The following is a 26,940-nucleotide window of genomic DNA, read 5'->3' as shown; positions in this document are numbered from 1 at the left end:
CCCAACACACCAAAACAGAATTATGGCATGGAGACGCAAAACGACGTTATATAATTGTGCGCCTCGCCCCAGATTTACACGCCAAGCTGCCTAAAACGCGCAAGACGGGAAAGAGTGATCAAACGAGCTGCGACTTTCACCTTTAAATCTGAACATTGCATTACCAAGAACAAGACTACGTCACGTCGTGCGTCCACAGATTTTCAAAAAGAAACGCCCAAATTTGAGAGATAGACACGTCGCCTTCACACCGGAGCCACGAGTTCCCTCGCTGATATCGGAACAAGCGATACGTCACCGGCCGGTACATTCGCATCGTCCGTGCGCCACAGAAAAATTATTAACGATTTAATACCGTATGGACGAAGCAAGCATATCGGCAATATATTATTCAATAATGATAAACGTGCTTTCCCGTCTCGGTCATTCAGGTCTGTTCGATGCGGCGTTCTATCTGGCGCGCAATCCCGACCTTCGCGATCTGGGCAGCCGCGTGCTGGCGCATTATCATCAACACGGATGGCGTGAAGGTCGCAAACCCAACGCGCATTTCGATCCGCGCTGGTATCTGTCTCAAAATCCGGACGTTCTCGGCGATCCGCTTCTCCACTATATCGCTCATGGTGAAAAACAGGGTCGACGGCCGATCGCATGGTTCGATCCTGTCTGGTACGCGAAAAACCACGATGTCCCAGATGGCGTTCTGGCCCTCGCGCATTATCTGGCGAACCGCCACAAACCCGATGTAAAACCCATCGCCGCATTCGACCCCGCTTTCTACCTGCGCACCTATCCGGATGTGGCGATGTCCGGTCTGGACCCTCTGGAGCATTACATGATCCAGGGTTTCCGTGAGGTCCGGCGACCGTTCGAAACGTTCGACCCGGCCTTTTACCGTTCGCGTTACATGCGCCACCGGCCCGACGACAATCCGCTCCTTCACTTCATCCAGCACCGTGAGCAACCTGGCGTCTTTCCGTCCCTTCCCGACCAGGAAGCTACGATACCCCGCGAAATACGCCGCCGCACGCAGGCTGGTCCTTTCTTCGAAGAATACCGCCCCCTACCGGACTGTGCGATCCGCCGCGCGCTCGTTCTGGCTTATTATCTTCCCCAGTTTCATTCGAACCCGGCGAATGACGGATGGTGGGGCAAGGGTTTCACCGAATGGACCAATGTCGCGCGTGGCATTCCGCGCTTCGCCGACCACTACCAGCCACGCGTTCCAAGAGACCTCGGCCATTACGTCCTGGATGACCCCGCGGTCCTACGTCGTCAGGTCGCGATGGCGCGACGGAGCGGCATCGATGGCTTCGTATTCTATTTCTACTGGTTCAACGGGCAGCGCCTTCTGGACGGCCCTCTGGAGATGCTGCTCCAACATACCGACATCGAGATGCCCTTCTGTCTCATGTGGGCCAACGAAAACTGGAGCCGCCGCTGGGACGGATCGGACGACGAGGTCCTGATCGCCCAGGATTATCGCGATGCTGACGACGACGCTCTCATCGCCTGTTTCGCGCGCCACATGGCCGACCGGCGATATATCCGCATCGATGGCCGTCCGCTGCTCAAAATCTATCGTCCAGGCGCCATCCCCGACGCTCATCGTCGCATCGCGCGCTGGCGTCGGCTGTTCCGGATGAACCATGAGGAAGATCCGATCTTCGTGATGGCGCAGGCTTTTGGCGATGACGACCCTTCCGTTTATGGCATGGATGGCGCCATCGAGTTTCCCCCTCACAAGATCGTCGGCGATTGCAAACTCATCAATGATCGCCTTCACATCCTCGACGAGGATTTCACGGCTCAGGTTTATGACTACGTGGACGTCGTCAACCGCGCGCTGGCCCTACCGCCGCCGGACTTTCCCCTGATCCGAACCGCAGCGCCCTCCTGGGACAACGACGCCCGCCGCCAGGGTCATGGCCTCGTGCTGCACGGTTCAACGCCCCCGCTTTACGAACGCTGGCTTTCCGGGCTGATCGCGCAGGCTCAACGCACCCCGTTCCTCGGCCAGGCGATCGTGTGTGTGAATGCCTGGAACGAATGGGCTGAAGGCGCTCATCTCGAACCGGACCTGCACTTCGGCGCGGCTTATCTCAACGCGACCGCACGTGCGAATACGGGCTTCGAACAGCGCAATCAGCAAAGTCGCGTGCTTCTCGTCGGCCATGACGCGTTCCCCGCCGGCGCCCAACGTCTCCTGCTGGCCGTAGGTCGCAGCCTGAGAGCCCAGCACGGCGTCGAAGTCATGTTCATCCTGCTCGATGACGGCGCCCTGCTGGAAGACTACCGTGCGATCGGTGCTGTGGAGCTTCTCAAGCCGGGGCGGCCCGAGACGGAACTGCGGCTCAAAACGCTTCGTCGGGAAGGATTTGCGACGGCGCTGGTGAACAGTGCCGCATCCTCCCCGCTGGCTCCGGACCTGACCGCGGCCGGAATTCCCTTCACGCTCCTCCAGCACGAACTCCCCAGCCTGCTGCGGCAGCGCGCCCTTCTGACGCCGCTCGCCAAGGCGCGTGCGTTGGCGCGAGAGGTTGTCGTTCCGTCCCCGTCTCTCGCCGCCCACGGCAGCGGCGACATGGCCGTCGCAATACATGTCCTGCCGCAGGGCCTTTATACGCCCGTCGAGTTCAGCGCGATTTCACGCGAGACCATTCGCGTTCAGTTGGGCCTGACCGACGCCGACCGCCTCATCGTGGGTGCCGGATACGCGGATATGCGCAAGGGCTTCGATCTCTTCCTTCAGCTCTGGCAACGCTTCGCACGGCCGGCTCAGGATGCGATCCGTCGGGATGCGTCCAATCCAGGCGGGGCTCACGGACGAGTTCATTTCATCTGGCTGGGCGACGTCGATCCCGGACTGCGTGAAAATCTTGCTCCTGATATCGCCTTCGCAACGGCCGCGGGCACATTTCATCTTCCGGGTCAGGTCGCGCAGGTCTCGCCATGGCTGAGCGCGGCTGACGCGTTCGTCCTGACCTCGCGAGAGGATCCTTATCCTTCCGTCGTCCTGGAAGCTCTGGCGTCCGGCCTGCCCTGCTGCGCCTTCGCCCATTCCGGCGGCATTCCGGAACTGCTGGAAACCCTGTTGCGCGAGCGCGAAACGGATCACGCTGTGGTCCCGATGAGCGACCTTGGCGCTCTGGCGCGCGCGCTCTCGACGTGTCTTGAAAACCACGCTCGCAGAACACCCGCGCTCCGACGCCGCATTGGCAGGAAACTGACCCGGCGTTTTTCATTCTCCGAATACGCGACAGAGCTCTTCAAGCTTCTTCATCCCGACCAGCCAACGCTCTCCGTGGTCGTGCTCTCCTACAACTACGCGCGTTATCTCGCCGCACGCCTCGTTTCGATCTTCACCCAGCGCATGGCGGTTCTAGAAATCATCGTACTCGATGACGCCTCTACGGATGACAGCGTCGCGGTCGCATCGGACATTGCGAAAGAATGGGGACGCTCGATCCGCATCGTCACATCGACGCGCAATTCCGGCTCGGTCTTCGCCCAGTGGCGCAGAGCGGTGGAACTGGCGAAGGGTGACTGGATATGGATTGCCGAAGCGGACGATCTCTCCGAACCCGACCACATGTCGCGTCTGTTTGCGGGCTTATATGGCAACCCGGATGCCGTGATGGCTTTCTGCGACAGCCGCGCGATCGATGCCGCGGGCGCGACGATCATGCCCAGCTACAAACCTTACTACGCCCAGAGCACGGATGGCATGCTGGAGCGCGACAGCCTCCATACGAGCCGGAATTTCGTGAAGGAATGCCTTAGCGAACGTAACCTGATCCTCAATGTCAGTGCCGCTGTCTTCTCGCATCGGGCACTCCGGGACGCTTTTTCGCGATGTGACAAGGATCTCGCGACCCTTCGGGTCGCCGGGGACTGGCGTGTCTATGTCGAACTGCTGATGTCAGCGCACGCGCAGATCGCTTATATTGCCGAGCCCCTCAACATCCATCGCCGCCATGAGGCATCGACCACGCAGATCCTGGCACGGGAACAGCACCTCCAGGAAATCGCGCGAGTACAGGACATCGTCAGCCGGCATTTCCCCGATGATGCCGCGATCGCCACACGACAGAGCGCCTACCGGCACGCTCTCATCCGCCAGTTCGGGCTGGGTCCGCGCGAAGTACGGGCGGCCAACCGCGAAACGGCCTGAACCTGGAGCCCCGTCCGCGCGCACGGCTTCTCGGATGAGGCTCCAGATCATCGTTTTGTCGGGCCCTCATTATCCGACGCAATGAGTCCGTCCGCCCGGAAGCTGCTCCGGCATCGCCAGGGTCGGAGGCGTTTTCAGCGCTCGCAGCACGCCTTGGACAGCATCGTCACCGCCTGCAGCATGGCATAAGGCTTTTGCAGAATGGAGACCGAGGGAAACGCTTCGATGATCGGCATCTGGGCACTGTAGCCAGTCGCGAACACGAAAGGCACTCCGCGCTCGCTCAGAGCCCGCGCGACGGGAATGGAGGTCTCGTTGCCGACATTGACGTCCAGAAGAGCGACATCGATGGCTTCACGCGCGAGAATGTCGAGGGCCTCGCTGACGGAAGCCGCCGCATGCACTCTGTTCACCCCGGCTTCCAGCAGTGCCCCCTCGACATCCATGACGACGAGAAACTCGTCTTCCACAAGAAGGATGTGTCGCCCTTCGAGGCTGCATGCGGATGCGCTTTCGCCCGGCCGGACGTCTGGCGTCACCGGCATCCGCGTCAGGTCCTGCGACTCGGCTTCAACACTCACTTCCGCGGGCAGCGAAACCTCGACGACGACGCCGTGCTCCAGGAAGTGTCGCCGGGCCGTCCCACCGAGATCATGGTGGATCGCACGTTCGATCAGCAGGCTGCCAAACCCCGAACGTTGCGGCGGAGCAACCGGCGGGCCATGACGCTCTTCCCACCGGATATGCCAGTCTCCCGTATCGTCCTCGCGCCGCCACGTCACGAAAAGCTGTCCTTCCGTGACCGAAAACGCTCCATACTTCGCTGCATTGGTGGCGAGTTCGTGAAAGAGGAGCGCCAGAAACGTCAGCGCCCGTTCGGTGAAGCGAAGATCCGGACCATCGAGCACGACCTTGCCGTCATGATCGTTGTAAGGCCCCAGCTCGGCCGCCAGAAGATCACGCAGCGCGGCGCCACTATGGGCGCGCATGACCTGATCATGGGCTTTGGCGAGCGCCCTGATACGGCCTTGCAGGGAATGAACGTGTTCGGCCGCACAGTCTCCTACGGTGGGAGCACGGGAAACGAGCGATTGCACGACGGCAAGAATATTTTTGACGCGATGGTTCAATTCGTCATTCAGAACACGCTGCATGGCTTCGGCCTGCGCGCGCTCCTGAAGCTTCTGCTGCTGAGACGCGCCCATGACTTCCATCAGAGCCGAGCGCAGCTGCGCCGCCAGTTCCAGATCGTCGTCCGTCCACGGACTCGAATGCTCATGGACCTCCTCCTTCCACAACTCGAAGCTGCGGCGAGGCGTCAGGCGGATGCCGTGCGGCCCGGTCGTATACGTCTTGTTCGGATCGCCACCCCAGACAACGGTCTGAACCATCTCCCGGCGGAACAGGACCAGATAATCCTGCGACTGCGACCAGATGGGGATGACCATCGCCCCTGCGATACCGTGCAACTCTCCTGCCAGGTCCGAACAGTCCCGCGCCAGATGATCGCTATGCCAGATCTGATTGCCGGGCAGTTCGCTCGCACGCGCCAGCAGTATCGGCAGGGCCGCCTCCGACACGCTGCGACCTTCCGCGGTCCAGCATCCTTCCGTCCAGACGCCGCCACCGTCGCACGCCACAACTTCAAGAAGCTCATGTACGCGCCCGCGAACGAAACCGGGCGATCCATGTGCACCCGCGGAGTCATGCAGGAAGCGCGAAAGAAACTGGTGGGCGTCGTTCGTGAGTTCGAGGCGCCGGGCGCGAATGAGCGCCACCATCTGGAGAGAGACGAATTCACCCAGCATTTTCGCGGTGATACGTTCGACCATCGTCAGAGCTTTAGGCGCGTAATGGTGACAGGCGATCATTCCCCACAATTCGCCGTCCACCATCAGCGACACCGACATCGATGCCTGGACACCCATGTTCGCAAGATATTCACAGTGAATGGGCGAAACCGCGCGCAGATGCATGAAAGACATGTCGAGCGGTGCGAGGCCGGGCGCCTGCACCAGAGGCACGGGACAGTAAGTCGCATCTCCGATCACACGGATCAGCGAGCGCTTGTAAAGTTCTCTTGCCTGCGCGGGAATGTCGCTGCTGGGGAAATGCTGACCGAGAAAACTCTCAAGGGACTCTGCCCGGTCTTCGACAATCACCTTTCCGGACCAGTCCGGCGCGAAACGATAGACCATGACACGGTCATATTCGTATGTCCTACGAAGTTCGCTGGCGATAAGCCGAAGGAGCGTCTCCATATCGGCCGGGCTGCGAAGCTGCTCGAGGCTCGAACGCAGCCTGGTCAACAGATGGGACTGCACAGCCGCCGCGCAGCCCCTCTCGCATTCCACGACAACATCATGACCGGTCCGATGAACCGCGACATCACGGGAAACTCCACCGGGAAATTCCATGTCGAAATGAATGGCCGGACGTCCCGCACTCCCATCCCGGGAGAGTACGACAAGCCTTTCGGCGACGTTCGCGCCGAAGCACTCGGTCATGGACATGCCGAGACGAAAACCCTCGACCCCCATGAACTCGGCGGCGTTCATGGAATAGCGCATGAGAGACAGATCGTCGGCGCCGAATGTCAGAACGCAGCCGGCAGGCTGGATGCTCGCCGGGATATGAATGGGCTCGCGATCACAACTCGCCAGGTCAGCCTGACCGAAGACGACGTCATCGATATTCAAATCGGTCATGGAGAACCTTTGAAAGGCGTTTGGAACGCCATCCGCATCGCGGTGTGGGCCACGTCGAAGGTCCGACACGCGGCACGCGACGCGACGGTTTCGTCAATGGAGGAGTGCTGGTCCAGACCTGCGACGAAAGAGCGCCAGTTCTGGACCGCCGCCGCCTGCCGAGCGAGATGTCGAGCCCCGAAAGTTTCGTCGAAACCCAGAGCCGCCACCTGCTTCGCCAATATGCGCGCGCCCAGGGTGGAGCCTTCCAGCACATAAAGCGCGCCCAGCGTGCTGTCGGCGGAAGGGAGATCGAGCGCGAGGTCCAGCGAAGGCGCGTGAAGCGCCAGATCTTCCAGATCGCGTTTCATGTCCTCGGACAGACGAACAGGCTGCCAGTCGCCCAGCCTGTCGGGCCACGGGGCGGCGGCGAGGCGCTCCTCGACAAACATCCGAAATGCGGAAATGCCTCGCAGATAGCCGCGATAAGTGTCTGGCGTATCGAGGGAGCCGATGAAGGCATCCAGAGCCGCATGGCGCTCGCGGGTCGCATTTTTCAGATGTTCCCGCAGAGTCCCACCGTTCATCGTGAACGGCTTGGGAAGAAAGCCTTCCGGAGCAGGATTTCAGCATCATGGAAACGACGAGATGGGAACATGGGCCTCGGGAGGTCGGGATCGGCGAATGCCGCCATTTTCAATGATTCCCTTTCAGGCCGCAAGCGACAGTCATCGACCTGTCATTCTCGCCGCAAGACAGGGTAGAGGATGTGGCCGTTACCGCACAGTTGGCGGCCACATCCTCCGAAGGACTCAGTGCGTTCCGGTTGGCCCGGAAAAGATGCCGATGACCCGGGCCAGCAGAGCCAGGGCCTCGGCTTTCGGTCTCTGGAACGTATTGCGCCCGATGATGGATCCAAAGCCGCCGCCGTCGTGAATGCCGCGTACGGTCGTCAGGAGTTCGCTCTCGCTTTCATGCTCGCCACCCGAGAAAATCACGATGCGTCGTCCGGCGAACGTGGCCTGCACGACGTGTCGCACGCGCGCGGCCAGCGTCGAGATATTGATGTTCTCCTGAATATATACCTCGCGTGCCGCCGGCAGCGAAAGCACGCCCGTGGGTGGCTTGACCTTGATGATGTGCGCGCCGCACAACGCAGCCATATGCGCCGCATAAGCGCAGATATCGATAGCCGTTTCCCCGGCCTTGTCGAGCATCGGACCGCGCGGGTAGCTCCAGACCACCACGGCCAGTCCGGCCGCTTTCGCTTCGGCGGCCAGTTCGCGCAACTCGTCCATCTGCTTGAAGCAGTATTCGGACCCGGGATAGATCGTAAAGCCGATCGCCGAACATCCGAGCCTCAGGGCGTCCGCTACAGAGCCCGTAACCGCCTGGTCCTTTTCGGTCGCCAGAGCGTTCGAACTGTTACATTTCAGGATGGTGGGGATCTGTCCCGCGAAGGTGGACGCGCCGGCTTCGAGCATCCCGAGCGGCGCCGCATAGGCGTTCAGCCCGGCTTCGATGGCGAGGGAATAGTGGTAATGCGGGTCATAAGCCGGAGGGTTGGCGGCAAAGGATCTGGCGGGTCCGTGTTCGAATCCCTGATCCACCGGCAAAATGACGAGCTTGCCCGTTCCCCCGAGTTTGCCGGCGTTCAGCAGACGGACGAGGTTTGATTTCGTTCCCGGATTATCGGCCTCGTAATTGTCAATGATGGCCTTGACCTGTGGTGTGATCGACATGACCCGCTCTCCTCATTCGATATTCCGGTGCCCGTTATCTGCACCCGAACCCAGGCGCCAAGCGCGCCTTTCACCCTTCAGAACCACATCGCAGGACGGAGGGATGCATCACAAATATGCCAATCACGATCCTACGGAATGATTCCCCCTCTTCGCCGCTGACGGCTGACCCGAGGACGGGCGCGTTTTCCTCCTGAGACATGATGCGCAACCATGAGATCTCAAGCGCTCATGAACAAACCGTCATGAAATCGGGATAAACCCCTGTCCTCCCAACCGGTTCATTAAGACGTCGTCTCCTGCCCATGCTTCATCAGAGGATACCCGCAACTTGATGCGAAGTGACTACGTAAACTCCATGTCCTCTGTGCGGGCCTGGTTCGACTGGCTTCCTTCGCCGCTGCCATCCGTCATCGTTATCGTCTTCTCCGCTCTGATCGCACTTCTTTTCAGTCGCATCGTGACGGACGCCATCCCCCGTCTGCCGGGGCTGCGCCGTCTGCCCGTCATCGGTGCGGTCATCGCTCAGATGCGGGTCTATATCCGCTTCCTGCTGATCATTCTGGGAGCTTCGGCAGGACTGACGGCCGCATCCAGCGGGTTTTCACCCGACGTCCTGAACATGCTGGTCAAGATGCTCGCCTGTGCGTTCATCATGACCGTCGGCTTCACGATCATCCGGGCCTTCCGTCTTGCGACGAACAGATATCTGGCACGCGTCGCGCGCACGGATGCCAATAACGACATTACCGAGCGCGCGCTGGAGACGCAGATCCGCGTTCTGCGGCGCGTGATGGAAATCGCGTTCGGCGTGCTGACCGTGGCCTCGGCCCTGACCGTTTTCGATTCCGTCCACCGTCTCGGCGTTTCGCTGTTCGCATCCGCGGGTGCGGCCTCCCTGGTGGTCGGTCTGTCCGCCAGACCCGCCATCGGCAACCTGATCGCGGGCATTCAGATCGCCATCACCCAACCCATCCGGATGGAAGACATGCTGGTCATCAACGGGGACTGGGCCTGGGTGGAGGAGATCAACGCGACGTATGTCGTCATGCGAACATGGGACAAGCGCCGCTACATCGTCCCGCTCTCGTATTTTCTCGAAAACCCGTTCCAGAACTGGACCCACAATTCCCGCGCCCTGATCGGATCGGTCTTTCTCTGGCTCGATTATCGTACGCCCATGGAACGTCTGCGGGTCTTTCTCAACGAGGAAATCGTGCATTGTCCAAACTGGGACGGAAATCGGGCGACACTCGCCTGTCAGGTCGCGGACAGCAACGCTCAGGTCATTTCCATCCGTATCATCGCCGGCGCCGCGAATGCCGACCACATGTGGAATCTCTGCTGTGATATCCGCGAACGCATGCTGCGACGCATCCGCGACGAAATCCCGGAAATCATCCCCCGGGACCGTGTCACGATCGTCGGAGACGGGAGGGACGGCTCCGCATGGCCTGACGCGATGGTTTCGCCCCCCAATGTGCCGCCGGGCCATGGGCGAGCACCGATGCCGCAGACCGGCCCATCCCCGCTTACGCCCCCGACCTGAAACCGGCAGAGTCCGAAAAACTTTGTCCGAAAAAACTTCGTCCGAAAAACTTTCCGGCTTCAAGCGGCTCCCCATCCTCACCAGTGTCCGGTCGCGCGACGCAGGTCATAGCCCATATGCTTGATCGCATCCCGCGTTGAGAGATGCCGCCGCTTGCCCTCCTCGGTTACGATGGTGACGGTCGCCGTCATGCCCGCCGAGAGCACGAGCCCGGGCGGCACTTCGTCGAGATGAACGCGCACGGGAATACGCTGCGCGAGACGCACCCATGTATAAACCGGATCCACGAGCGGCAGGCCCTGCGTCGACGTTGCGGCGTTGCGGCTGGCGATCCCACGCGTGATGCTCTCGACATGGCCCATCAGCGGCGTGTGAAAGCCCATGAGATCCACGCGGACCGGGTCCCCTTCCGTGATCCCGTGAACCTTGGTTTCCTCGAAATAACCGTCCACCCAGAACGCCTCGGAATCAATGATCTGGATATTCACATGTCCGGCCGTCGCGAAATCTCCCGGACGCATGATGAGATTGGTAACCCAGCCGTTGATCGGACTATGCACGGTGGAGCGGTCAAGATTGATGGCGGCCTGTCGCTCAGCGGCCGCAGCGCCCTCGTACATGGCTTTCGCCTGTGCGGCTTCCGCCTCGAACTGCTGCTTCTCTTCGCGGGAAACGGCGATTCCGGGGATCAGCCGGCGCCGCTCGGCCTGGGCAATGCGAAATTCCATCTCCGCCTTGCGCTGGGCGACATTCGCCCGAGCGACATCGAGTTGCACATGAAAATCGAACGGATCAATGACATAAAGCACGTCCCCCTTACGGACATACTGGTTGTCATGGACGTTGACCTCGAGAATCTGACCCGACACACGCGGCGCGATGTTGGCGACCTGCGTGCGTACCTGGCCGTTACGCGTCCAGGGAGAGGCCGTGTAGTAATCCCACAGGACGACCGTCACGATCGCGGCCACAATCAGGAGACCAGCCGTAATGGCCATGCGGATCAGGCGATAGGCGTGCGGTAACACCGGCAACAGTCCCTTTCAGAGCAGCAGCGTGTAGAGGCCCAGCATGATCAGCAGGAGCCCGAACTGCGCGAGCGGCGGATTCCACACGAACCGCCACAGATCGAGCTTGCCCAGCACCCACCGCAGAAGTGCGAGGGTGAAGATGGCAAGCATGAGGTTGAGAACGAAACCCGAGATCAACACGCCTTCGATATCGACGACCTGCCTCATGCGGTTTTTCTTCGATGGGGAACCAGGCCGTAATGAACGAACGTATCGCCGTTGAGGCGCATGTTGTCCGCGATCGCCTGAAGCCCGGCGGCGCAGGTGATCGCGCGTACGCGCTCGTCCATGTCGTCGCATCGCGAAAGACGGATGAACGCGTCTGCATGGTCTTCCAGGATTTCCAGCAATGTGCCGAAAGGCTCATGGATGACGGCGTGGCGTGCGCGACGGGCTTCCTTGCGCAGACGGGGGAAATCCCGCGCCTCGGAGAGATAAAGCCTTGTCCGTGACAACGTGCTGGTCAGATCTTCAAGCCTGACGAGGCGGTCGAAGACGAGTCGACGTCCCGTTCCGCCTCCAGGGATACGGCGGCTCCATGCCAGAACCGTGGATAATCTATCGTATTTGCGGCTGAGCAGCGCTGGGCCCCATTTCTCGCCGTGAAATTTCAGCTGGGTTTCCAGTTCACGCGCGATCGAAACAGCCATGTGCAGACGCTGGCGTTGCGGAGAGGATGGCATGAGCAACGCCAATGTCACAAACGACATGATCGCCGCAAAAATATAAAAAACATTGCGTGTCAAGAATGAAACGGGATCGTAGTCGTTCTCGTTCGCCAGGCCGAGCATGACCGGAAAGAACACCCCGTAATTGAAGCCGATCGCCGCCATGTTGGGTTTCATCAACAAAAGGCATGACACGACGACCTGCGGCAGCAGCACGAAGCACAGCATCTCGAAGGCCGTGACATGCGGCAGAACCCAGAAATTCATGAACGTCGCGCTCGCCACGGCGAGCGGAATACCGATCAGCGCGCCTCGCCCGAACTGCACGGTATCGAAGGCGGTGGAGGCCAGCGTCAATGTCAGCGCCGCCTGGGACAGGGTCGTGTGAATGGGAGGCAGATCGGAGCCGATGCAGAGCCATGCCGTGATGGAGAAGCCGATCAGGACGCGAAAGGCGCTGGCTATGGCGGCAATATAATCCGGCTGGTTGTTCAGATGAGCCAGTTTCTCGGCCTCGCCCGCGGGCACGGCATGAAGCAGCGTGTTCATGCCGGCGCTGATATGAGCGGTATTGGAAATCAGCGTCGCCGCGCGCTCGAGGTAATAGGCATCCTCCGGCGTCGGAACATAGTCGGGGTCCTCCTCGAGGATATCGCGCAGCAGGACGCTCAGAATATCTTCACGCGCGATCTGGATCGCGGGTTGCTCGTGCCAGTATTTCACATGCCGAACTGCGATCTCCGAAACCTGCGCGCGATGAATGATGGCCGAAACCGCGCGCCCTGCCGTCAGAACGTTCAACATCCCCATGATGCCGAGACGTGCGCCCGCCAGCCGGAGACGCGCCCGATCGATTTCCGACCATGCATAGGAAATCTGGGTCAGAAGGCTGAGAATTTCGGCGGCCAGCCCGGTCGTATCCCACGCATCCGGCAGAGCGTGTCCATGCAGGGCGGCATGGCCGAGATTACGAATGCGAACGGAGCAGCCGTGCATGCCGCGAGCCAGCCCCCGCCAGGCCTGGGGGGCTCCGGCGGCCATGTTGACGATCGCGACCGCGACGACGCCGATGGTGATATCGGAAGCCCGGGAAAGGGCGAGTTCGAAAATCGATTCAGGGCTGTCGATATTGTTCAGCGCCACGAGCGCGACCGTGTAACCGGCGAGCAACGCGCCATATGCGCGAAAATTGCGCTCCATGGAGCCGATGAAGGCGCAGAAAGCGAGCCATATCGCAGCGCCTCCGAGAAACATCGAACGGTCCTGCGGAAAAGCCACCGCCAGGACGATCGAAAACCCGACCCCGATCGCGGTTCCGAGCAGCCGATACACGGCCTTGGACATCGCCTGGCCGCGCAACGGCTGGGCGAGGATCATGACCGTCACGGCAGCGCCAGCCGGCGCGGCGATCTGGGACCAGTAGGCCGTGCCGAGCGCCAGGCACATGGCGACCCAGGTGCGGATGCTGAAGTTGAGCCAGCCGGGTGGAAAGATCGACGGTGGAAGATCGGCAAGTCGGGGCCACCATCGCCCGCTTGCCTGTCCTGCCCCGTCCATACCGTCCCTCCTTTTCGGTCGCACCCGTGCAAATCACGAAAAATTTGATACTCAGGTCGCCATATTGAGCGGATTCGTCAAGGTCATGACGGGTAAACGTAATGTGCGGGAAAAACTTTGACGTAAATTATGAAAGAAGAAAATGTGTCTGCTTCTTTCATATATCCTGCGGCAGTCTTTGAACGCGGCCGCGAATGACCTGTTCTTCATAATCCAGCTCACGCTGGATTTCCCATTCGGTCTGGTCATTGATGTCACGCGCTTCCGCGAGGTCGTGCAATGTCTGCCGCTGGAGGCGCAGAAGCACGAGCCGCATCGCCAGTTCGATCCGCTCCCGGCGAAGGGCTGTCGTGCGGCTCATGATCGGAGTCTGGGTAGGACCGTCCGTCTGGCTGAGACGGTTATCATAGGTCTGCGCAAGGCGACCGAGAACCTCGAGACGGATATCTTCATCGGTGTGATCGCCCGAGCCGCTGTCGACGACCGCTGTCCGCGCTTTTTCCGTTTTGTTCTGTTCGTCGCGGAGCAGGCGCAGAACGGCCTGCAAAAGCCGCTGCCGTGCGAGGTTTTCCTCCTGGGCGTGTTTGTCCGCCAGTTCGCGCGGCAGGAAATGAATACAGAACGGAATGGCGAACGCGGCCAGCACCAGCGAAACCACGATCACGCCCGCCGCGACCGTAATGACGAAACTGCGGCCCGGAAACGCTTCGGCGTTGGCGGCCGCCGCAGGCAGGGATAGGACCGCGGCCAGCGTCACGGCGCCCCGCACGCCGGAGAACGACAGGAGAACGACTTCGAGAAAACGCGGAAACACGAACGGTCGACGATGAACGCGCGCGCCGATCCACCGACGCAGTACGGAAACCCAGATGCCGCAGAAGCGGATCACGAGCATGATCGCGTATACCTCGCCGACAAGCAGCGATAGCTGCCAGATCTTGGCGCTGTGCTGATGGGCGAGTTCGACGCCGGCATCCAGGAGCCAGGGCAGTTGCAGACCGAGGAGCAGGAAGATCAGGGCGTTGAAGACGTAACTGACCGTCGTCAGAACCGTGCCCGCCTGGAGACGCGTGGCGGTTGCCGCCTCGTCGGCGACGCCCGTCAGCTTGACGACCATGCAGCCGGCGACGGCGGCCAGAATGCCGGACGCATGAACCTTTTCGGCCGCTTCATAAATGACGAAAGGCAGCAGGACGATCATCAGAACCTGCATCTGCGGATCGTCGAAGCCGCGACGCAGCAGGATACGTTCGGCCCGGACGGCCAGCCACGACAGACCGGCCCCGATGGCCAGGCCACCGAACGATACCAGAACGAAGGAGCCGAACGCGTGGCGATACGAGAACTCACCCGTCATCGCGGCAACCATCGCGAAATGAAAACAGACGAGACCCGATGCGTCGTTGAACAGGGCCTCGCCATTGAGAATATGGATCAGCCGTTCAGACACGCGACGCCCCGCGATCAGGCTTGAAACCGCGACGGTATCCGTAGGCGAAAGCGCGGCCGCCAGGGTGAAACAGACGGCGAGGCCGATGGCTGGAAGCATCCAGTGAATCGCGTAGCCACACAGGACCGTCGAGACGACCACGAGGCCGAAGGCCAGAAAGAGAATGACGCCGCGCAGCTCCGAAAACTCACGAAGCGGCATGCGGAACGCATCGGTAAACAGAAGCGGGGGCAGGAAAACCAGCATGAAAAGATCCGGCCTCAGCCCGATCTTCAGCCCGCACAGCGCGGCCGCGACACCCAGCACGATCTGCACCAGTGGCAAGGGCACGCGGTTTGATGCCGCTCGCACCAGCAGACTGCCGACCACCGTGAGAACGAGGAGGATAAGAATGTGTTCCGCTTCGGACATCGCGGCTTTCTTCTGCGGGAAATCCGCGCAATGAGCAAATAGGGTCATGTCACGGAAGGGCGCTTGACGCTCCCGAGCGGCTTACCCACTCTGCACCCTATGTCGTCCTTCCGTTTTCTGCACGCCGCCGATCTTCATCTCGACAGCCCCCTGCGGGGTCTCCAGCGCTACGATGGCCTGCCGCTCGAACGTATCCGCGGCGCCACACGCGGCGCGCTGGACAATCTCGTCAATCTCGCCATCGACAGGCGCGTCGATTTTCTCGTCATCGCGGGCGATCTCTATGACGGCACATGGAAAGACGCGGGAACGGGACTTTACATGGCCCGCGCGCTCGGACGGCTCGTCGAAGCGGGCATCCGCGTCTATATTCTCCAGGGCAATCACGACGCGGCTTCCCTGATCTCGCGCGATGTGCCCCTGCCACCCGGCGTACAGCGATTCAGCACGACGAAGCCCGAAACCTTCAGGCTCGACGACCTTCAGGTTGCGCTGCACGGGCAGGGTTTCGAGAGTCGGCAGGTCGTGTCGGACATGACGCCGGCCTATCCGCCTCCGGTGCCGGGCTGGTTCAATATCGGTGTCCTGCACACCTCGCTCGGCGGCTACAGCGCCCATGAAACCTATGCACCTTGCGCGCCTGAAACGCTTTTCGCCAAGGGCTATGATTACTGGGCGCTGGGGCACGTGCACGAGCGGATGGAGTTCGGTTCCGGGCCTTACATCGTCTTTCCGGGCGTGCTTCAGGGTCGGCACATCCACGAATCCGGCCCCAAGGGCGCGACTCTCGTCACCGTCGAAAATGGCCGCATCGCCCATCTCGATCACTGCCCATGCGATGTGCTCCGCTGGGCGGAACTGGCCATCGACTGCGCCGGCATGACCAGCGAGAGCGCGCTGCACGACGCCATTTCAACACGTCTGGCAAGCGCCTGTAACGAGGCGCTCGGCGATCGGCTTCTCGTCGCGCGCCTCACACTTGGCGGGGCCACATCGCTCGATGCCAGATTGCGTCTGCGCGCCAGTGGCGTGCGGGATTCCGTGCTGGAAATCGCCCAGATGCTGCCCGGCACGCCAGCGATCGAAAAAGTCGAAATCCGCACCACCCCGCCTCCGAAGGTGCTTTCGGAAGGAGAAACCGAAGGCATGGCGGATATCCGCGCCCTCATCGCCCAGGCGCTGGCGGACCCCCTCCTGGTCGAGGAAGCGAGATCCGAGCTTGCGCCGCTGCTCAATACGCTATCGAGCATCGACATGACCGACGCGCCGGAGGATGCCCTGGCCCTGGCACGCGCCGATGAGTGGGCGCGACTGCTCACGGAGGCGACCCATGCGCTGGATGCGCGACTGGGCATCACCGGAGATGACGCATGATGCGGATCTCCCGCCTCGACCTTCTACGCTACGGTCATTTTGAAAATACGTCGCTGGATTTTCCCAGACGCGAGCACGATATCCACATCGTATCGGGCCGCAACGAAGCCGGAAAATCCACACTGCTTGCGGCCATCGGGGATTTCCTGTTCGGCTTTCCGCATGCGGTCGGGCAGAACTGGCGCTTCGACGCGCCCATGCTGCGGGTGGGCGCGTCGCTGGAGGTGGAGGGACAGACGCTGGGCGGCATCCGTCGTCGCGGCCGCGCCGCCACGTTGCGAGACAGCCTCGATAACGCGGCGATCGACGAGACCCCGTTGCAACGCAACCTCCAGGGCCTCACCCGCAAGGACTATGAGCGTTTGTGGAGCCTCGATCACACGCGGCTCCGCGAGGGTGGTCGGGAGATGACGTCTTTCGGGGGCGACGCGGGACAGCAGCTTCTGAGCGCCGGGTTCGGCCTGACCGGCGTGCATGAGGTTCTGCGTTCACTTGATGAAGAAACGGGGGGGTTGTGGAAACGGGGCGGTCGCGTCGACGCCATCAACACGGCGCGTCGCCAGCTTCAGGACGCCCAGAAAGCGTTGCGCGATGGCGCTTCCATGCAGGAATGGAAAGCCGCCAACGCGAAACTGAACGATCTTGAAGCCCGGATCGCCGCATTCGACGCGACGATCGCCGAACAGGACAGGCAAGGCCGACACATCGAACGCCTTCGTCGCGTGGCTCCCTTTCTCGCCCGAAGGCGATCGCTCATGGAGCGACTGAGCGGACGAGAAACACCGCTTTTTTCGGAAATGGACGAGCACGCCTTCGAGGCGGCCCGCGACGCGCTGGCGCAGCTCCGCCAGAACCACCGGATCGAGCAGAACACGCTCGACGCCCTGATCCTGCAAGACGAGGCGTGCCAGCCGGACGCCGCGATCCTGGCGGATGCCGACGCGATCGAAAGGCTGCGCGACCGGACCCTGACAGCGCACGAGGCCATCGTGGCCCTTCCCGCACAGCGCCAGACACTGGCGACGCAGGAAGCCGCGCTCGGAGAACTGGCGCGCGTCATCGGGTTGCCCGGCGACGCCGCGGCGATCCGCGCCCGTCTTCCGGAAAACGCGTCCTTCAAACCCCTGCATGATCTGCTGAGGGAGCGTATCCAGCTCGATACGCGCGACGACCATGCCCGCAAGATCCTTTCCGACACGGAGCGAACCGCCGCGATCACACAGGCCGGGACGGTTCCGGCCGAAGACGCGCCGCCTCTAGAGGCCGACAGCCTGCGCGTCCTGCTGGAGCGGGCGCGGTCCCTCGGTGATCTCGATGCGGCGCTTACGCGCGGGCTCAGCATTCTGGACGACGCATGTGCCCAGCGCGACGATGCGCTCGCGCGGCTGCACCCATGGTCGGGATCGTTCGAGACGCTCCGCCGCATGGTTCTTCCGGATACGGAAACACTGGGCGCGGCCCAGAAACAGAGCCTGACGCTTGAGGGGCGGCTTGCGACCGCCGAACAGGAGACGCGCCTGGCCCGCCAGACTCTCGAAAAATTCGAGCATGAACGGCTGCAACTCGCAAAACGCGGCGCGATTTCCACGGCACAGGTGGCGGACGCCCGCAGATGCCGGGACGAAGCCTGGGAGGCCGTGCTTCAGGCACTGCAAACGGAACGGCGCCCCGGCAACGAGGCTCTGGAAGCCGTGACCCGGACCCTCCGCGAGGCGGACGTTCTGACGGATCGTCGCTTCGCGGCCGCGGCGGAAGCCGCGCAGCTTGCGCAGCGGGAACGCGACATCGAAACGGCGTCGCTCTCCCTTCGGCAGGCGCAGGAAACACAGGAGGCGAGCCTCGCCGCCCTCGATGTCTGGAACGCCGCATGGGCGCGGCAATGCGAGCGAGATGGCCTGCCGGCTCTTGCTCCGGGACCGTTGGCGGCATGGGGCGCGAGACGCTTCGACGCCATGGAAGCGGACAGGCAGGTTCGGGCTCTTGAGCAGGAACGAACGACGCGCTTCTCCGCCCTGACGCACGCGACCGCGCGGCTGCGCGAAGCGGGCGTTATGATCCAGCCAGAAGCGTCGCTCGCCGATGCCATCGCTCTCGCCGAAACGCATCATCGCGCCCTTGCGGCGACGGAGGCCGCGCGCAAAGAGAGGGAAAAAAGCCGTGAAGACGCCGCCGCCGCGCTGGCCGCGGCCCGTGCCGAGCAGGCTCTCGTCACCGCCGCGCGCACGACATGGGACACACGCTGGGCCGCCGCATGCGCGCGCGTTTCGCTCCCGGCAGAGACGACGCAGGACACGCTTTCGCGGGTCGAGGACGCCCGAAAACTCGCCCATGAGATCCTGTCCCTGCGCCAGACCATCCAGACGGTGGAAGCCGCGCGCGACAGTCATGCGAACGAACTCGCGGCTCTTGCCATGCGACATGGCGTTCCGGCGGGAGACGCACCCACCCGTCTTGCCGCGCTCATCAGTCGACGCGGCAGCGCCCTGGAGGACGCCAGACACAAGGCCGGTCTCGGCCAGAGGCTGAGCGCGGCGCGCGACACGCTCGCCGCCCTGATGGCGCGGATGCAGGCGCAGCGCACCGCCCTGGCGCCCTTCGAGACGCGGGCAGGCACCACGGATCCGGGCGCGCTTCAGGCCGCCATCGCCGCCTCGCGCGAAACGCGCGATCTTCTGGCCGAGCGCGGGACGACCGAACACGAACTGTTCACGCAGGGTGACGGACTGCCCGTATCGGAACTCGATGCGCAAAGCGCCGACCAGACGCCCGACGACCTGATCGCCGCCCAGGAGCGTCTGGAGGCCGAACGCCAGCTTCATAAGAACAAGCGCGAAGTCCTGATGCACGAACGCGTCGAAGCGCGCGCGACGCTGCGCCGGATCGAGGAGGTGGGCGGCACGACCGACGCCGCGGCGGATGTCCAGGCGGCACTGGCCGAAATCGGACAGAAAGCCGCGCTTTATATCAACGCGCGGCTCGAAGCCGTCATCCTCAAGCGGATCGTCGCCCGCCAGCGCTCTCACAGCCACAACCCCCTGCTGCAACGCGCCAGTGCGTTCTTCCATCGACTGACGCTGGGGCGCTATGCGTCGCTCAGCATCGTCGAAGACCCCACCCACGAACTTGTCGCACAGCTTTCGGACAGTGAGCGCATGGTGCGCGTCGGGCAGATGAGCGAGGGCACCGCAGACCAGCTTTTCCTTGCCCTGCGCCTTGCGGCGCTGGACCAGGACATCGCACGCGGGCGGGCCCTTCCGGTTCTGGCGGACGATCTGTTCATGACATTCGACGACGCCCGCGCGCGAGCGGGTCTGGAGCTTCTCGGCGACATTTCACGTCGCACGCAGGTCATTTTCCTCACCCATCACGCTCATCTCGCGGAGATGGCATCGGACGTTTTGAACGTTCCTCCGCTGGACATCACGGGAGCCTGACGCCCCACATCCGACGGGAACACGTCATCTGTCGTATTGCTCATTTGTCATGTCGTGTCTTTTCGAGCACGGTCTTAAAAGAATGATCCGTTCGTGAGCGTGAAGCATGTTGTGTTCCCGAAAAGCCGTGGCCCGGAGTTTTTCCAGTACCGCCGCGATACTTGTCCTTTCGGGATGCTCGCCCAGAGTGCACCAGGGGATCACCACAATTACCACACCACCCGCGACCACGACGGCAAAAGAAAAAGGGCCGCCGCCCTTCGTGCCCGAGCCCTATCCGTTCGACATCGAAGCGGAAACGCACCTCCCCGCACGGTGTCTGGAACATATTCTCGCATCCGAGATCATCAGTCGCAATGGCAGCCCCACAGTGCCCATCACCATCAATGGTGAACGAGGCGGGGCGTTTCTCAGCCTCAGTCAGGACGTCATCGGCGTTTTCGATGGAAACGACGAGCGGCTCGACCTCCCCGACATTGAAAACGCACAGGCGACCAGCCTGATGGGGCTCGGACATAGCTGGACCACGCGTCTGGACTCGTTCACCTTCGCGCAGGGTCACGCGGAAAAAGTCGACGCCCTGAAAATGGGCGAATTCAATGATCCGCCTGACGCCAGAATGGGAACGCTCGGCATCATGGGCTTCAACATTCTCGGCAATTACAATGTTCTGATCGACATGCCGGCCAGACGCTTCGTAATGTTCATCAACCGCAGGACAACGGATTGTCCTTCCCTGTCTCAGGTCATCGGCGCCAGAGCTTTCCGTGCGCCTCTCATTGTCGGACCACGATATGAAAACAATATGGTTACCGTGACGGTCGATGGTGCGCCGCTCGGTATGTATATCGAGCCCGGCTCCAATCTTTCGGTCGTGGCACAGAAAGACGCAACGGCGGATGGTCTATCGCTGGATTCTCTACACAACGAGAACCGCGTCAATACGCTCGCCGGTGAAACACGCATCGGCTACCGTCATCAGTACAAGACCGTCTCCATCGGGAACTGGCATGGCGGCCCCTTCGCGGTGAATATCGAACCGGTCGATTTCAGCCTTCTCGGACGTGATTTTTTTCGACATCGCCGCGTGCTGCTCGGATTTCAGTCCGGAATGATGTTTTTCAGCGATACGGAGCAGGACAGCGGTCCGCGCGACATTGGCGGCGGCAATCTGTCGCCCATTTCGTCGCATATCGCTCACACAAATGTCGGCCAGTAGAAAAACGTAAATCGTTAATACTTCGTTGTTATCCCTATGGGCCCTTGTGATCTCGACGGCTCGGTCCGACATAAACGAAGGGCGAAACAACCTCTTTCAGAGAAGCCAGACAAGAACCGGATATAGATGGGCCGTTTTGCCATTTCGAATCTTTTCGTTTTACAACCGGCAGCCGGCGAGCGTCCTTCCTTTTGCTGTCGATACAAACTGGCAGCGTGTTCAATGATTGCGCGAGGCCGTGGACGACGATGAAAAAAAGACCTTCTTTCCGCCACAGCGCCCATCGTGTGATCGGAGATCTTACGATCACGGAGCATGCCGACGGGCATGACGAGATGCATTTCAACCATGCGACGCGCCTGAGTATCGTGTTGCAGATCGAACATTCCAGTCATATCGCGTGGGACGATGCCGTCGAAGATATCGATGCCCTGCGCGGATTCATGCCTCTGCACGATCGCGGGCGTTGGCTGGAGCGTGAAAAATCCCACGCCATGAGGATCGAAATTTCGCGCCATGCCGTCGTCCATCGTATTCCGGCTCTGGAGAAGATGTCTCACATCTCCTTCTCCACAAGCTCCATTCCGGGAAGCCTCCTCCTCGTGACAGCCCGCCATCTCTGTCAGGAGGAGCATGACGAGAACGTTCATCCGGCCACGATCAGACGCATGTCCAGCCATCTGGTAGACCTGCTCGATACGACGTTGCGCGCCAATCTGGCATCGGAGGATGTTGCCGATCGACGCGCCCTGCAACGCATGTCCGTACGTGACTACATCGAGGCCAATATCAGCGATTGCGAACTGTCTCCCCAGACGATCGCGAAGCATTTCGACATCTCGCAGCGCAATCTCTATCAGATTTTCGGCCATGCGGATGGAACCCTGGGCAACTGGATTCTCCGGCGCCGCCTGGAGCGCGCGCGACAGGCCATTACGGATCCCGCCCAGCAGCACCTGCCTGTCGGCGAGATCGGCAAGCGTTATGGCTTCCGTTCGGCGGCTCATTTCTCCCGCAGATTTCGCGAGGCCTTCAGCATTCCACCCGGCGAACTGCGCCAGAAAATCCATCCGGTTCACTGACCGGCGGAAGGTGGTTTCAATACGCATGAAAAACCCCGGTGCGATACCATCGCACCGGGGTTTTTCATAACAGACCGACCGTCGGCGTCCCTTTCGGGGACGTCGACATCGCCGCGTATCAGGCCAGCGTACTGGCCAGGATCGCCGTCAGTTTCTGGGTGAAGGCCGCGGCGTCCGGCAGGGGCTCGCCATCCTGAATGCGGGCCACATCCAGCAGAACCTTACCGTAATCCACCACGCTCTCGCCCCTGGCGACCCGCGCCGCGAGATCGCGAATCAGCGGATGACGCGGGTTGAGTTCGAGAATGGGCGGATTGGGCGGCAAGGTCTGACCCGAACGACGCATCATCCGCTGCATCATCAGATCCGGGCCACCCTCCGATGTGATGACGACCGCGCTGCCGACAAGGCGCTCCGTGCCGCGCACATCCTTGACGTCGTCACCCAGAGCTTCCTTCAGCGCCGGAATGAGGGCCATAAGATCGGCTGCTTCGCCCGTCGGCGCGGGCGCCTCGAACTTCTCCAGATCGCCATGCGACTGGCTGACATTCTTCAGGAGCTTGTCCTGATAGGAGCTCAGACGTTCCGGCCAGAAACCGTCCACAGGATCGGAGAGCAGCAGAACCTCGACCCCGCGCGCCTTGTAGCCCTCGAGTTGCGCCGAAGCGGCCAGCGCCTCGGGATTGTCGCCCGTGAGGTAGTAGATCGCCTCCTGCCCCGGCTTCATGCGGCCGAGATAGTCGTCCAGCGTCACGGGATCATCGCCATGCGTCGAGCGGAAGCGCGCGAAACCGGCAAGTTCCTGACGATAATCGGAATCTTCCCAGATGCCCTCCTTGACGATCGGGCCGAAATTCTCCCAGAACGCCGCGAAACCGGCCGCATTCTCGGTATCCTTCGAGCGGGTGCGGATCTCGTTGACGACACGCTTGGTCACGGCCTTGCGAATGCGTGCCAGAACCGGCGTCGATTGCAGCATCTCACGCGAGACGTTCAGAGGCAGGTCCTCGGTATCGACCACGCCCTGCACGAAACGCAGCCATGCCGGAAGCAGCTCGGCTTCATCGGTGATGAACATGCGGCGCACATGGAGATGCACCTTGCTCTCGCGCGACTGCTCCATGAAATCGAACGGGCGCGCGCCGGGAATGAACAGCAGCGACGTGAATTCGGTCGTGCCTTCGGCGCTCCAGTGCAGCGTCGCATAGGGCTCGTCGAATTGATGCGCGATATGACGGTAGAATTCGGTATACTGCTCCGGCGTGATCTCGGATTTCGGCTTGCGCCAGAGTGCGGTGCCCTCATTGGCGGATTTGTCCTCGTCGCCCTCGCGGATCGTGATCGGCCATGAGATGTGATCGGCCCATTTGCGCACGATCGACCGCAGGCGCCACGCATCGAGGAAATCGTCCGCATCGGACTTGATGTGCAGCACGATATCCGTGCCCGGCTTCTCGCGGGTCGCGGGCTCGATCGTATAGGCGCCCTTGCCGTCGGACGACCATTTCCATGCCACATCCGTCCCCGGCTGGCGCGACGTCACCTCGACGCGGTCAGCCACCATGAACGCCGCATAGAAACCGACGCCGAACTGGCCGATCAGGCTCGGACGGTCTTCAGGTTTCGCATCGCTGAGCTTCTCGCCGAACGCGCGGGTGCCGGAACGCGCAATGGTGCCGAGATTTTTGGCCAGCTCGTCACGGCTCATCCCGGCGCCGTCATCGCTGATCGTCAGCAGACGCGCCTCCTTGTCGGGATGGATGCGAATGGCAGCATCCGCAGGGAGCGCCTTCGTCGCATCGGTGAGGGCTTCGAAGCGACGCTTGTCTGACGCATCCGCCGCGTTCGCGACCAGTTCACGCAGAAAAATCTCGCGTTCCGAATACAGCGCATGAACCACAAGATCGAGCAGACGCCCGACTTCGGCGCTGAATTCATGTTGCTCAACGCCCTGAGGTTGTGCATGCACAGTGTCTTCGCTCATACTTTCCTCATCATCTTCTAAAAAGACGCTTTTTCAGAAGCGCCCGGATCACGAAGGAATATGCGAAGCGTGCATGCGGTTTTCAACAGTCTGAAACAGCAACGGCCCCCGCTTCGCGCGCTTATTTTTCTGTTTCTTGCGCTGCTTCTGACCGCATCGACGTTCGCGCTCCCGCAGCTTCCCGACGGTCGCCGCATTCTGCCGCCGCCACCCGCGCGCGGATCAGCCGCCGAGGCGCTCGACATGGCCGTCTTCACCCAAACGCGCGCCCTGCAGGGCACCGAGCGCTGGGCGCTGGCGATCCGTGACGACCGGCTTTCACCCGCTCACATTCTGGAGGCCTTTTCCTGCGCCGCCGGAATGCGGATGGATGCCCGGAAGACGCCCCGGCTCGCCGCCCTGCTTGGAACGTACCGTGATGCTTTGCGCCCGGTTGTGTCAGCCGAAAAAAACGACTGGAAACGTCCGCGCCCCTATGCGCAAAGCGATGCCCCGGTCTGTCTCGACACGTTCGACAAATATCGTCTTGGCTACTCCTACCCTTCAGGCCATGCGACTTTCAGCTGGGCAGCGGCATCCCTCCTGGCAGAACTCATGCCGGACCGTGCCGCCGCCATTTTCCAGCGCGCGCGCGTCTTTGGAGAAAGCCGCATCGTTTGCGGCGCCCACTGGAAAAGTGACGTTCAGGCGGGGTGGCTGAACGGAGCCTTCATGTTTCGGGCCCTTCAGGCGGACAGGTCCATATCATCGCGGATGCGTGCCGTGAAAAGGGAAGTTGCGGAAGCGCGTCGCACGCCACAATCTCCCGACCCGCAAAGCTGTGCCGTCGAACAGGCCGCTGCGAACATGCGCATCGAGTAATCGCGGCTTATCTCCGAGGCTGCCGATGTCCTCTCACACAGAGCGGCAGCACGGCATCGCGCGTCAGCGGCGCCAGCACGAGATCGCCGGCCGCCACGGGATCGACCCAGCGGATAGCTTCAATCTCCGCGCATGCCACGGGCACGCCTGTGTACGGAACAGCAAACAACTGTGCCTCGACGGTCCATCCCGGCTCATTGACGGCGGGCGCCGAGAAACAGCCGAGGAACGCCATCTCGGCAGCGTCCGCGACAACGGCGATTTCCTCGATAAGCTCCCGGGCGAGAGCAACGTTCGCCGCCTCACCCGGCTCGATCTTGCCTCCCGGCTGCATGAACGCGCTGGTGCCACGCTTGCGCACAACCAGCATCTCCCCGCGCTCATTGCAGATCATGGCGCATGCGATGCGGATGATGTTCACCTGAGAGGCCGGAACACGCATGAACTCACCTCGATACGTTTAAAGAGACGTCGTCCGGCTTCATCGGACGCCCGATCAGATTACGGTGCAAAACAAAGCGCCCTCCGTCGGAAATATGCGCCACATCCAGACGCTGTGCTTCGGGAAAACCCGCGCTACCGACGCCGCGGGTCGGCCGGAGTGGTCATGATTTTCACGGGAGCCGCCTTGCGGGCCTTGCGATAGTCGCTGACATTGCGATTATGGTCTTCGAGGGAAGCTGCGAAATGGTGGCCTCCCGAACCTGTCGCCACGAAATACAGAAGACTCTGATCGCCAGACGGATGCGCGACCGCCTCAAGAGAGGCGCGCCCCGGCGAACAGATGGGCGCGGGCGGAAGTCCCGCGATGCGATAGGTGTTGAAGGGTCCGGATTCGGCCAGATCCGCATGCTGAAGAGAACGTCCCAGGTCACCGCGCCCGTCGCTCAGATCGTAAACGACCGTCGGGTCGGACTGAAGCTTCATGCCCAGCCTGAGCCGATTGAGAAAAACTTGCGCGATCTGGGCGCGCTCAGCAGGCGTTCCGGTCTCACGTTCGACGATGGATGCGAGAATCAGGAGCGCGCGCGGATCGGAAAGCGCCAGAGCCGGATCGCGATGTTCCCACACATCCGCCAGGACACGCGTCATGCGCTTCTGAAGGCGCGCGACGATGGCTGCACGCGTCGTATCCCGAACGAAAGAGACCGTATCCGGGAAAACGCTTCCTTCGGGAAACATCGGCACGCCGCCCGCGAGTATGGCCGTGTTTGCGAGCAGTTCGGTGATCCGGACGCCGGTCCAGCCTTCGGGGATGGTCAGATGATGCTGAACGGGCGGCGCATGGCGCAGAACGTTCAGGATATCGCGAATCGACGCGTGAGCGGGAAAATTCAGTTCAGCCGCATGCAGCGCGCCTGCACGCCGCGTCACCCAGACAGACGCCCGAAAAACCATCTCGGTTACCTGGTCGGGAGGAAGAAGATCTTTCGCAACGAGGGCGGAAAATACCCTTCCGGTATCGCCCCGCGGGACATCCATATCGGCGGATTGCGCCAGCGTCCCCGGACGGTTGTAGATCGACCATCCATACCATCCGGCGACGCCCAGACCGATCAAGGCGCCCAGGGCGCACAGGATCAGGCCATATGCCAGTCGCCGCATGACTCGTCCTTTATCTTATCTTCCGGCTTCATCTTATCTTCCGGCGCGGAGAAACGCGCCGGAAGCGCACCGG

Annotated in this window: 17 protein-coding genes; 7 read left to right on the top strand and 10 right to left on the bottom strand. The window is 61.7% G+C overall.

Annotated elements, in window-relative coordinates; all coding sequences use genetic code 11:
* Window positions 1–406: 406 nt before the first annotated feature.
* Window positions 407–4,174, top strand: coding sequence for a glycoside hydrolase family 99-like domain-containing protein (locus PWM43_RS01635; RefSeq protein ID WP_289840819.1), 3,768 nt, complete (start codon window positions 407–409; stop codon window positions 4,172–4,174).
* Window positions 4,175–4,308: 134 nt separating this feature from the next.
* Here the strand turns inward: PWM43_RS01635 and PWM43_RS01630 are convergent, their stop codons facing one another.
* The 3 genes from PWM43_RS01630 to PWM43_RS01620 form a co-directional block, all read right to left on the bottom strand.
* On the bottom strand, window positions 4,309–6,882 hold the full coding sequence (locus PWM43_RS01630; protein ID WP_289840818.1) for an HWE histidine kinase domain-containing protein: 2,574 nt from the start codon (window positions 6,880–6,882) through the stop codon (window positions 4,309–4,311).
* Window positions 6,879–7,448, bottom strand: coding sequence for a biliverdin-producing heme oxygenase (locus PWM43_RS01625; protein WP_289840817.1), 570 nt, complete (start codon window positions 7,446–7,448; stop codon window positions 6,879–6,881). Before PWM43_RS01625 ends, PWM43_RS01630 begins: the two co-directional genes overlap by 4 nt.
* A 225-nt stretch (window positions 7,449–7,673) precedes the next feature.
* Entirely contained in the window at window positions 7,674–8,603 is a 930-nt protein-coding gene (locus PWM43_RS01620; protein ID WP_289840816.1) for a class I fructose-bisphosphate aldolase, read from the bottom strand.
* A 358-nt stretch (window positions 8,604–8,961) separates the two neighbouring features.
* On the opposite strand from PWM43_RS01620, the gene PWM43_RS01615 reads away from it, so the two are divergent.
* A complete protein-coding gene (locus PWM43_RS01615; RefSeq protein WP_289840815.1) occupies window positions 8,962–10,152 on the top strand; it encodes a mechanosensitive ion channel family protein in 1,191 nt (396 codons plus the stop codon).
* A 77-nt stretch (window positions 10,153–10,229) separates the two neighbouring features.
* Here the strand turns inward: PWM43_RS01615 and PWM43_RS01610 are convergent, their stop codons facing one another.
* From PWM43_RS01610 to PWM43_RS01595, 4 genes are all read right to left on the bottom strand, one after another.
* Window positions 10,230–11,180: an efflux RND transporter periplasmic adaptor subunit gene (locus PWM43_RS01610; RefSeq protein ID WP_289841151.1), complete on the bottom strand. Its 951-nt coding sequence runs from the start codon at window positions 11,178–11,180 to the stop codon at window positions 10,230–10,232.
* Window positions 11,181–11,195: 15 nt separating this feature from the next.
* Window positions 11,196–11,390, bottom strand: coding sequence for a DUF1656 domain-containing protein (locus tag PWM43_RS01605; protein ID WP_289840814.1), 195 nt, complete (start codon window positions 11,388–11,390; stop codon window positions 11,196–11,198).
* Entirely contained in the window at window positions 11,387–13,447 is a 2,061-nt protein-coding gene (locus PWM43_RS01600; protein WP_289840813.1) for an FUSC family protein, read from the bottom strand. The genes PWM43_RS01605 and PWM43_RS01600 overlap by 4 nt, the downstream gene beginning before the upstream one ends.
* 157 nt (window positions 13,448–13,604) lie before the next feature.
* Entirely contained in the window at window positions 13,605–15,356 is a 1,752-nt protein-coding gene (locus PWM43_RS01595; protein ID WP_289840812.1) for a Na+/H+ antiporter, read from the bottom strand.
* Between the two features lie 15 nt (window positions 15,357–15,371).
* Here PWM43_RS01595 and PWM43_RS01590 point away from each other — a divergent pair, with 15 nt between their 5' ends.
* The 4 genes from PWM43_RS01590 to PWM43_RS01575 all read left to right on the top strand — a co-directional run bounded on the left by PWM43_RS01590 (window position 15,372) and on the right by PWM43_RS01575 (window position 22,417).
* Window positions 15,372–16,682 (top strand): metallophosphoesterase family protein, encoded by a 1,311-nt coding sequence (locus PWM43_RS01590; RefSeq protein ID WP_289840811.1) that lies wholly within the window; start codon window positions 15,372–15,374, stop codon window positions 16,680–16,682.
* Window positions 16,679–20,116, top strand: a complete 3,438-nt coding sequence (locus tag PWM43_RS01585; RefSeq protein ID WP_289840810.1) for a YhaN family protein — start codon at window positions 16,679–16,681, stop codon at window positions 20,114–20,116. Before PWM43_RS01590 ends, PWM43_RS01585 begins: the two co-directional genes overlap by 4 nt.
* Window positions 20,117–20,303: 187 nt before the next feature.
* Window positions 20,304–21,335 carry a retropepsin-like aspartic protease gene (locus PWM43_RS01580; RefSeq protein ID WP_289840809.1) on the top strand — a complete coding sequence of 344 codons (1,032 nt, stop codon included), beginning with the start codon at window positions 20,304–20,306 and terminating at the stop codon, window positions 21,333–21,335.
* A 248-nt stretch (window positions 21,336–21,583) separates the two neighbouring features.
* Entirely contained in the window at window positions 21,584–22,417 is an 834-nt protein-coding gene (locus tag PWM43_RS01575) for a helix-turn-helix domain-containing protein (protein ID WP_289840808.1), read from the top strand.
* Between the two features lie 118 nt (window positions 22,418–22,535).
* On the opposite strand, the gene htpG is transcribed toward PWM43_RS01575, so the two are convergent.
* Window positions 22,536–24,401: a molecular chaperone HtpG gene (gene htpG, locus PWM43_RS01570; RefSeq protein ID WP_289840807.1), complete on the bottom strand. Its 1,866-nt coding sequence runs from the start codon at window positions 24,399–24,401 to the stop codon at window positions 22,536–22,538.
* A gap of 69 nt (window positions 24,402–24,470) precedes the next feature.
* Here htpG and PWM43_RS01565 point away from each other — a divergent pair, with 69 nt between their 5' ends.
* The gene (locus tag PWM43_RS01565; RefSeq protein WP_289840806.1) at window positions 24,471–25,262 is read left to right on the top strand and encodes an acid phosphatase; all 792 of its coding nucleotides are present in this window, start codon (window positions 24,471–24,473) and stop codon (window positions 25,260–25,262) included.
* Between the two features lie 7 nt (window positions 25,263–25,269).
* Here the strand turns inward: PWM43_RS01565 and PWM43_RS01560 are convergent, their stop codons facing one another.
* Window positions 25,270–25,704: an NUDIX hydrolase gene (locus PWM43_RS01560; protein ID WP_289840805.1), complete on the bottom strand. Its 435-nt coding sequence runs from the start codon at window positions 25,702–25,704 to the stop codon at window positions 25,270–25,272.
* A gap of 134 nt (window positions 25,705–25,838) precedes the next feature.
* Window positions 25,839–26,867: an endolytic transglycosylase MltG gene (mltG, locus tag PWM43_RS01555; RefSeq protein WP_289840804.1), complete on the bottom strand. Its 1,029-nt coding sequence runs from the start codon at window positions 26,865–26,867 to the stop codon at window positions 25,839–25,841.
* Window positions 26,868–26,940: the final 73 nt, after the last annotated feature.

The sequence above is a fragment of the Brytella acorum genome (genome assembly GCF_029309905.1).
GTDB lineage: Bacteria > Pseudomonadota > Alphaproteobacteria > Acetobacterales > Acetobacteraceae > Brytella > Brytella acorum.
The sequence above is the reverse complement of the archived record's forward strand: the minus strand, read 5'-3'. Positions and strand labels throughout refer to the sequence as shown.

What these genes read in the sequence shown, in the direction of transcription:
- PWM43_RS01625 (WP_289840817.1), bottom strand. Translation starts at nt 7,448, where the DNA reads ATGAACGGTGGGACTCTGCGGGAACATCTGAAAAATGCGACCCGCGAG.
- PWM43_RS01605 (WP_289840814.1), bottom strand. Translation starts at nt 11,390, where the DNA reads ATGAGGCAGGTCGTCGATATCGAAGGCGTGTTGATCTCGGGTTTCGTT.
- PWM43_RS01560 (WP_289840805.1), bottom strand. Translation starts at nt 25,704, where the DNA reads ATGCGTGTTCCGGCCTCTCAGGTGAACATCATCCGCATCGCATGCGCC.
- PWM43_RS01600 (WP_289840813.1), bottom strand. Translation starts at nt 13,447, where the DNA reads ATGGACGGGGCAGGACAGGCAAGCGGGCGATGGTGGCCCCGACTTGCC.
- htpG (WP_289840807.1), bottom strand. Translation starts at nt 24,401, where the DNA reads ATGAGCGAAGACACTGTGCATGCACAACCTCAGGGCGTTGAGCAACAT.
- PWM43_RS01615 (WP_289840815.1), top strand. Translation starts at nt 8,962, where the DNA reads ATGTCCTCTGTGCGGGCCTGGTTCGACTGGCTTCCTTCGCCGCTGCCA.
- PWM43_RS01585 (WP_289840810.1), top strand. Translation starts at nt 16,679, where the DNA reads ATGATGCGGATCTCCCGCCTCGACCTTCTACGCTACGGTCATTTTGAA.
- PWM43_RS01595 (WP_289840812.1), bottom strand. Translation starts at nt 15,356, where the DNA reads ATGACCCTATTTGCTCATTGCGCGGATTTCCCGCAGAAGAAAGCCGCG.
- PWM43_RS01630 (WP_289840818.1), bottom strand. Translation starts at nt 6,882, where the DNA reads ATGACCGATTTGAATATCGATGACGTCGTCTTCGGTCAGGCTGACCTG.
- mltG (WP_289840804.1), bottom strand. Translation starts at nt 26,867, where the DNA reads ATGCGGCGACTGGCATATGGCCTGATCCTGTGCGCCCTGGGCGCCTTG.
- PWM43_RS01575 (WP_289840808.1), top strand. Translation starts at nt 21,584, where the DNA reads ATGAAAAAAAGACCTTCTTTCCGCCACAGCGCCCATCGTGTGATCGGA.
- PWM43_RS01620 (WP_289840816.1), bottom strand. Translation starts at nt 8,603, where the DNA reads ATGTCGATCACACCACAGGTCAAGGCCATCATTGACAATTACGAGGCC.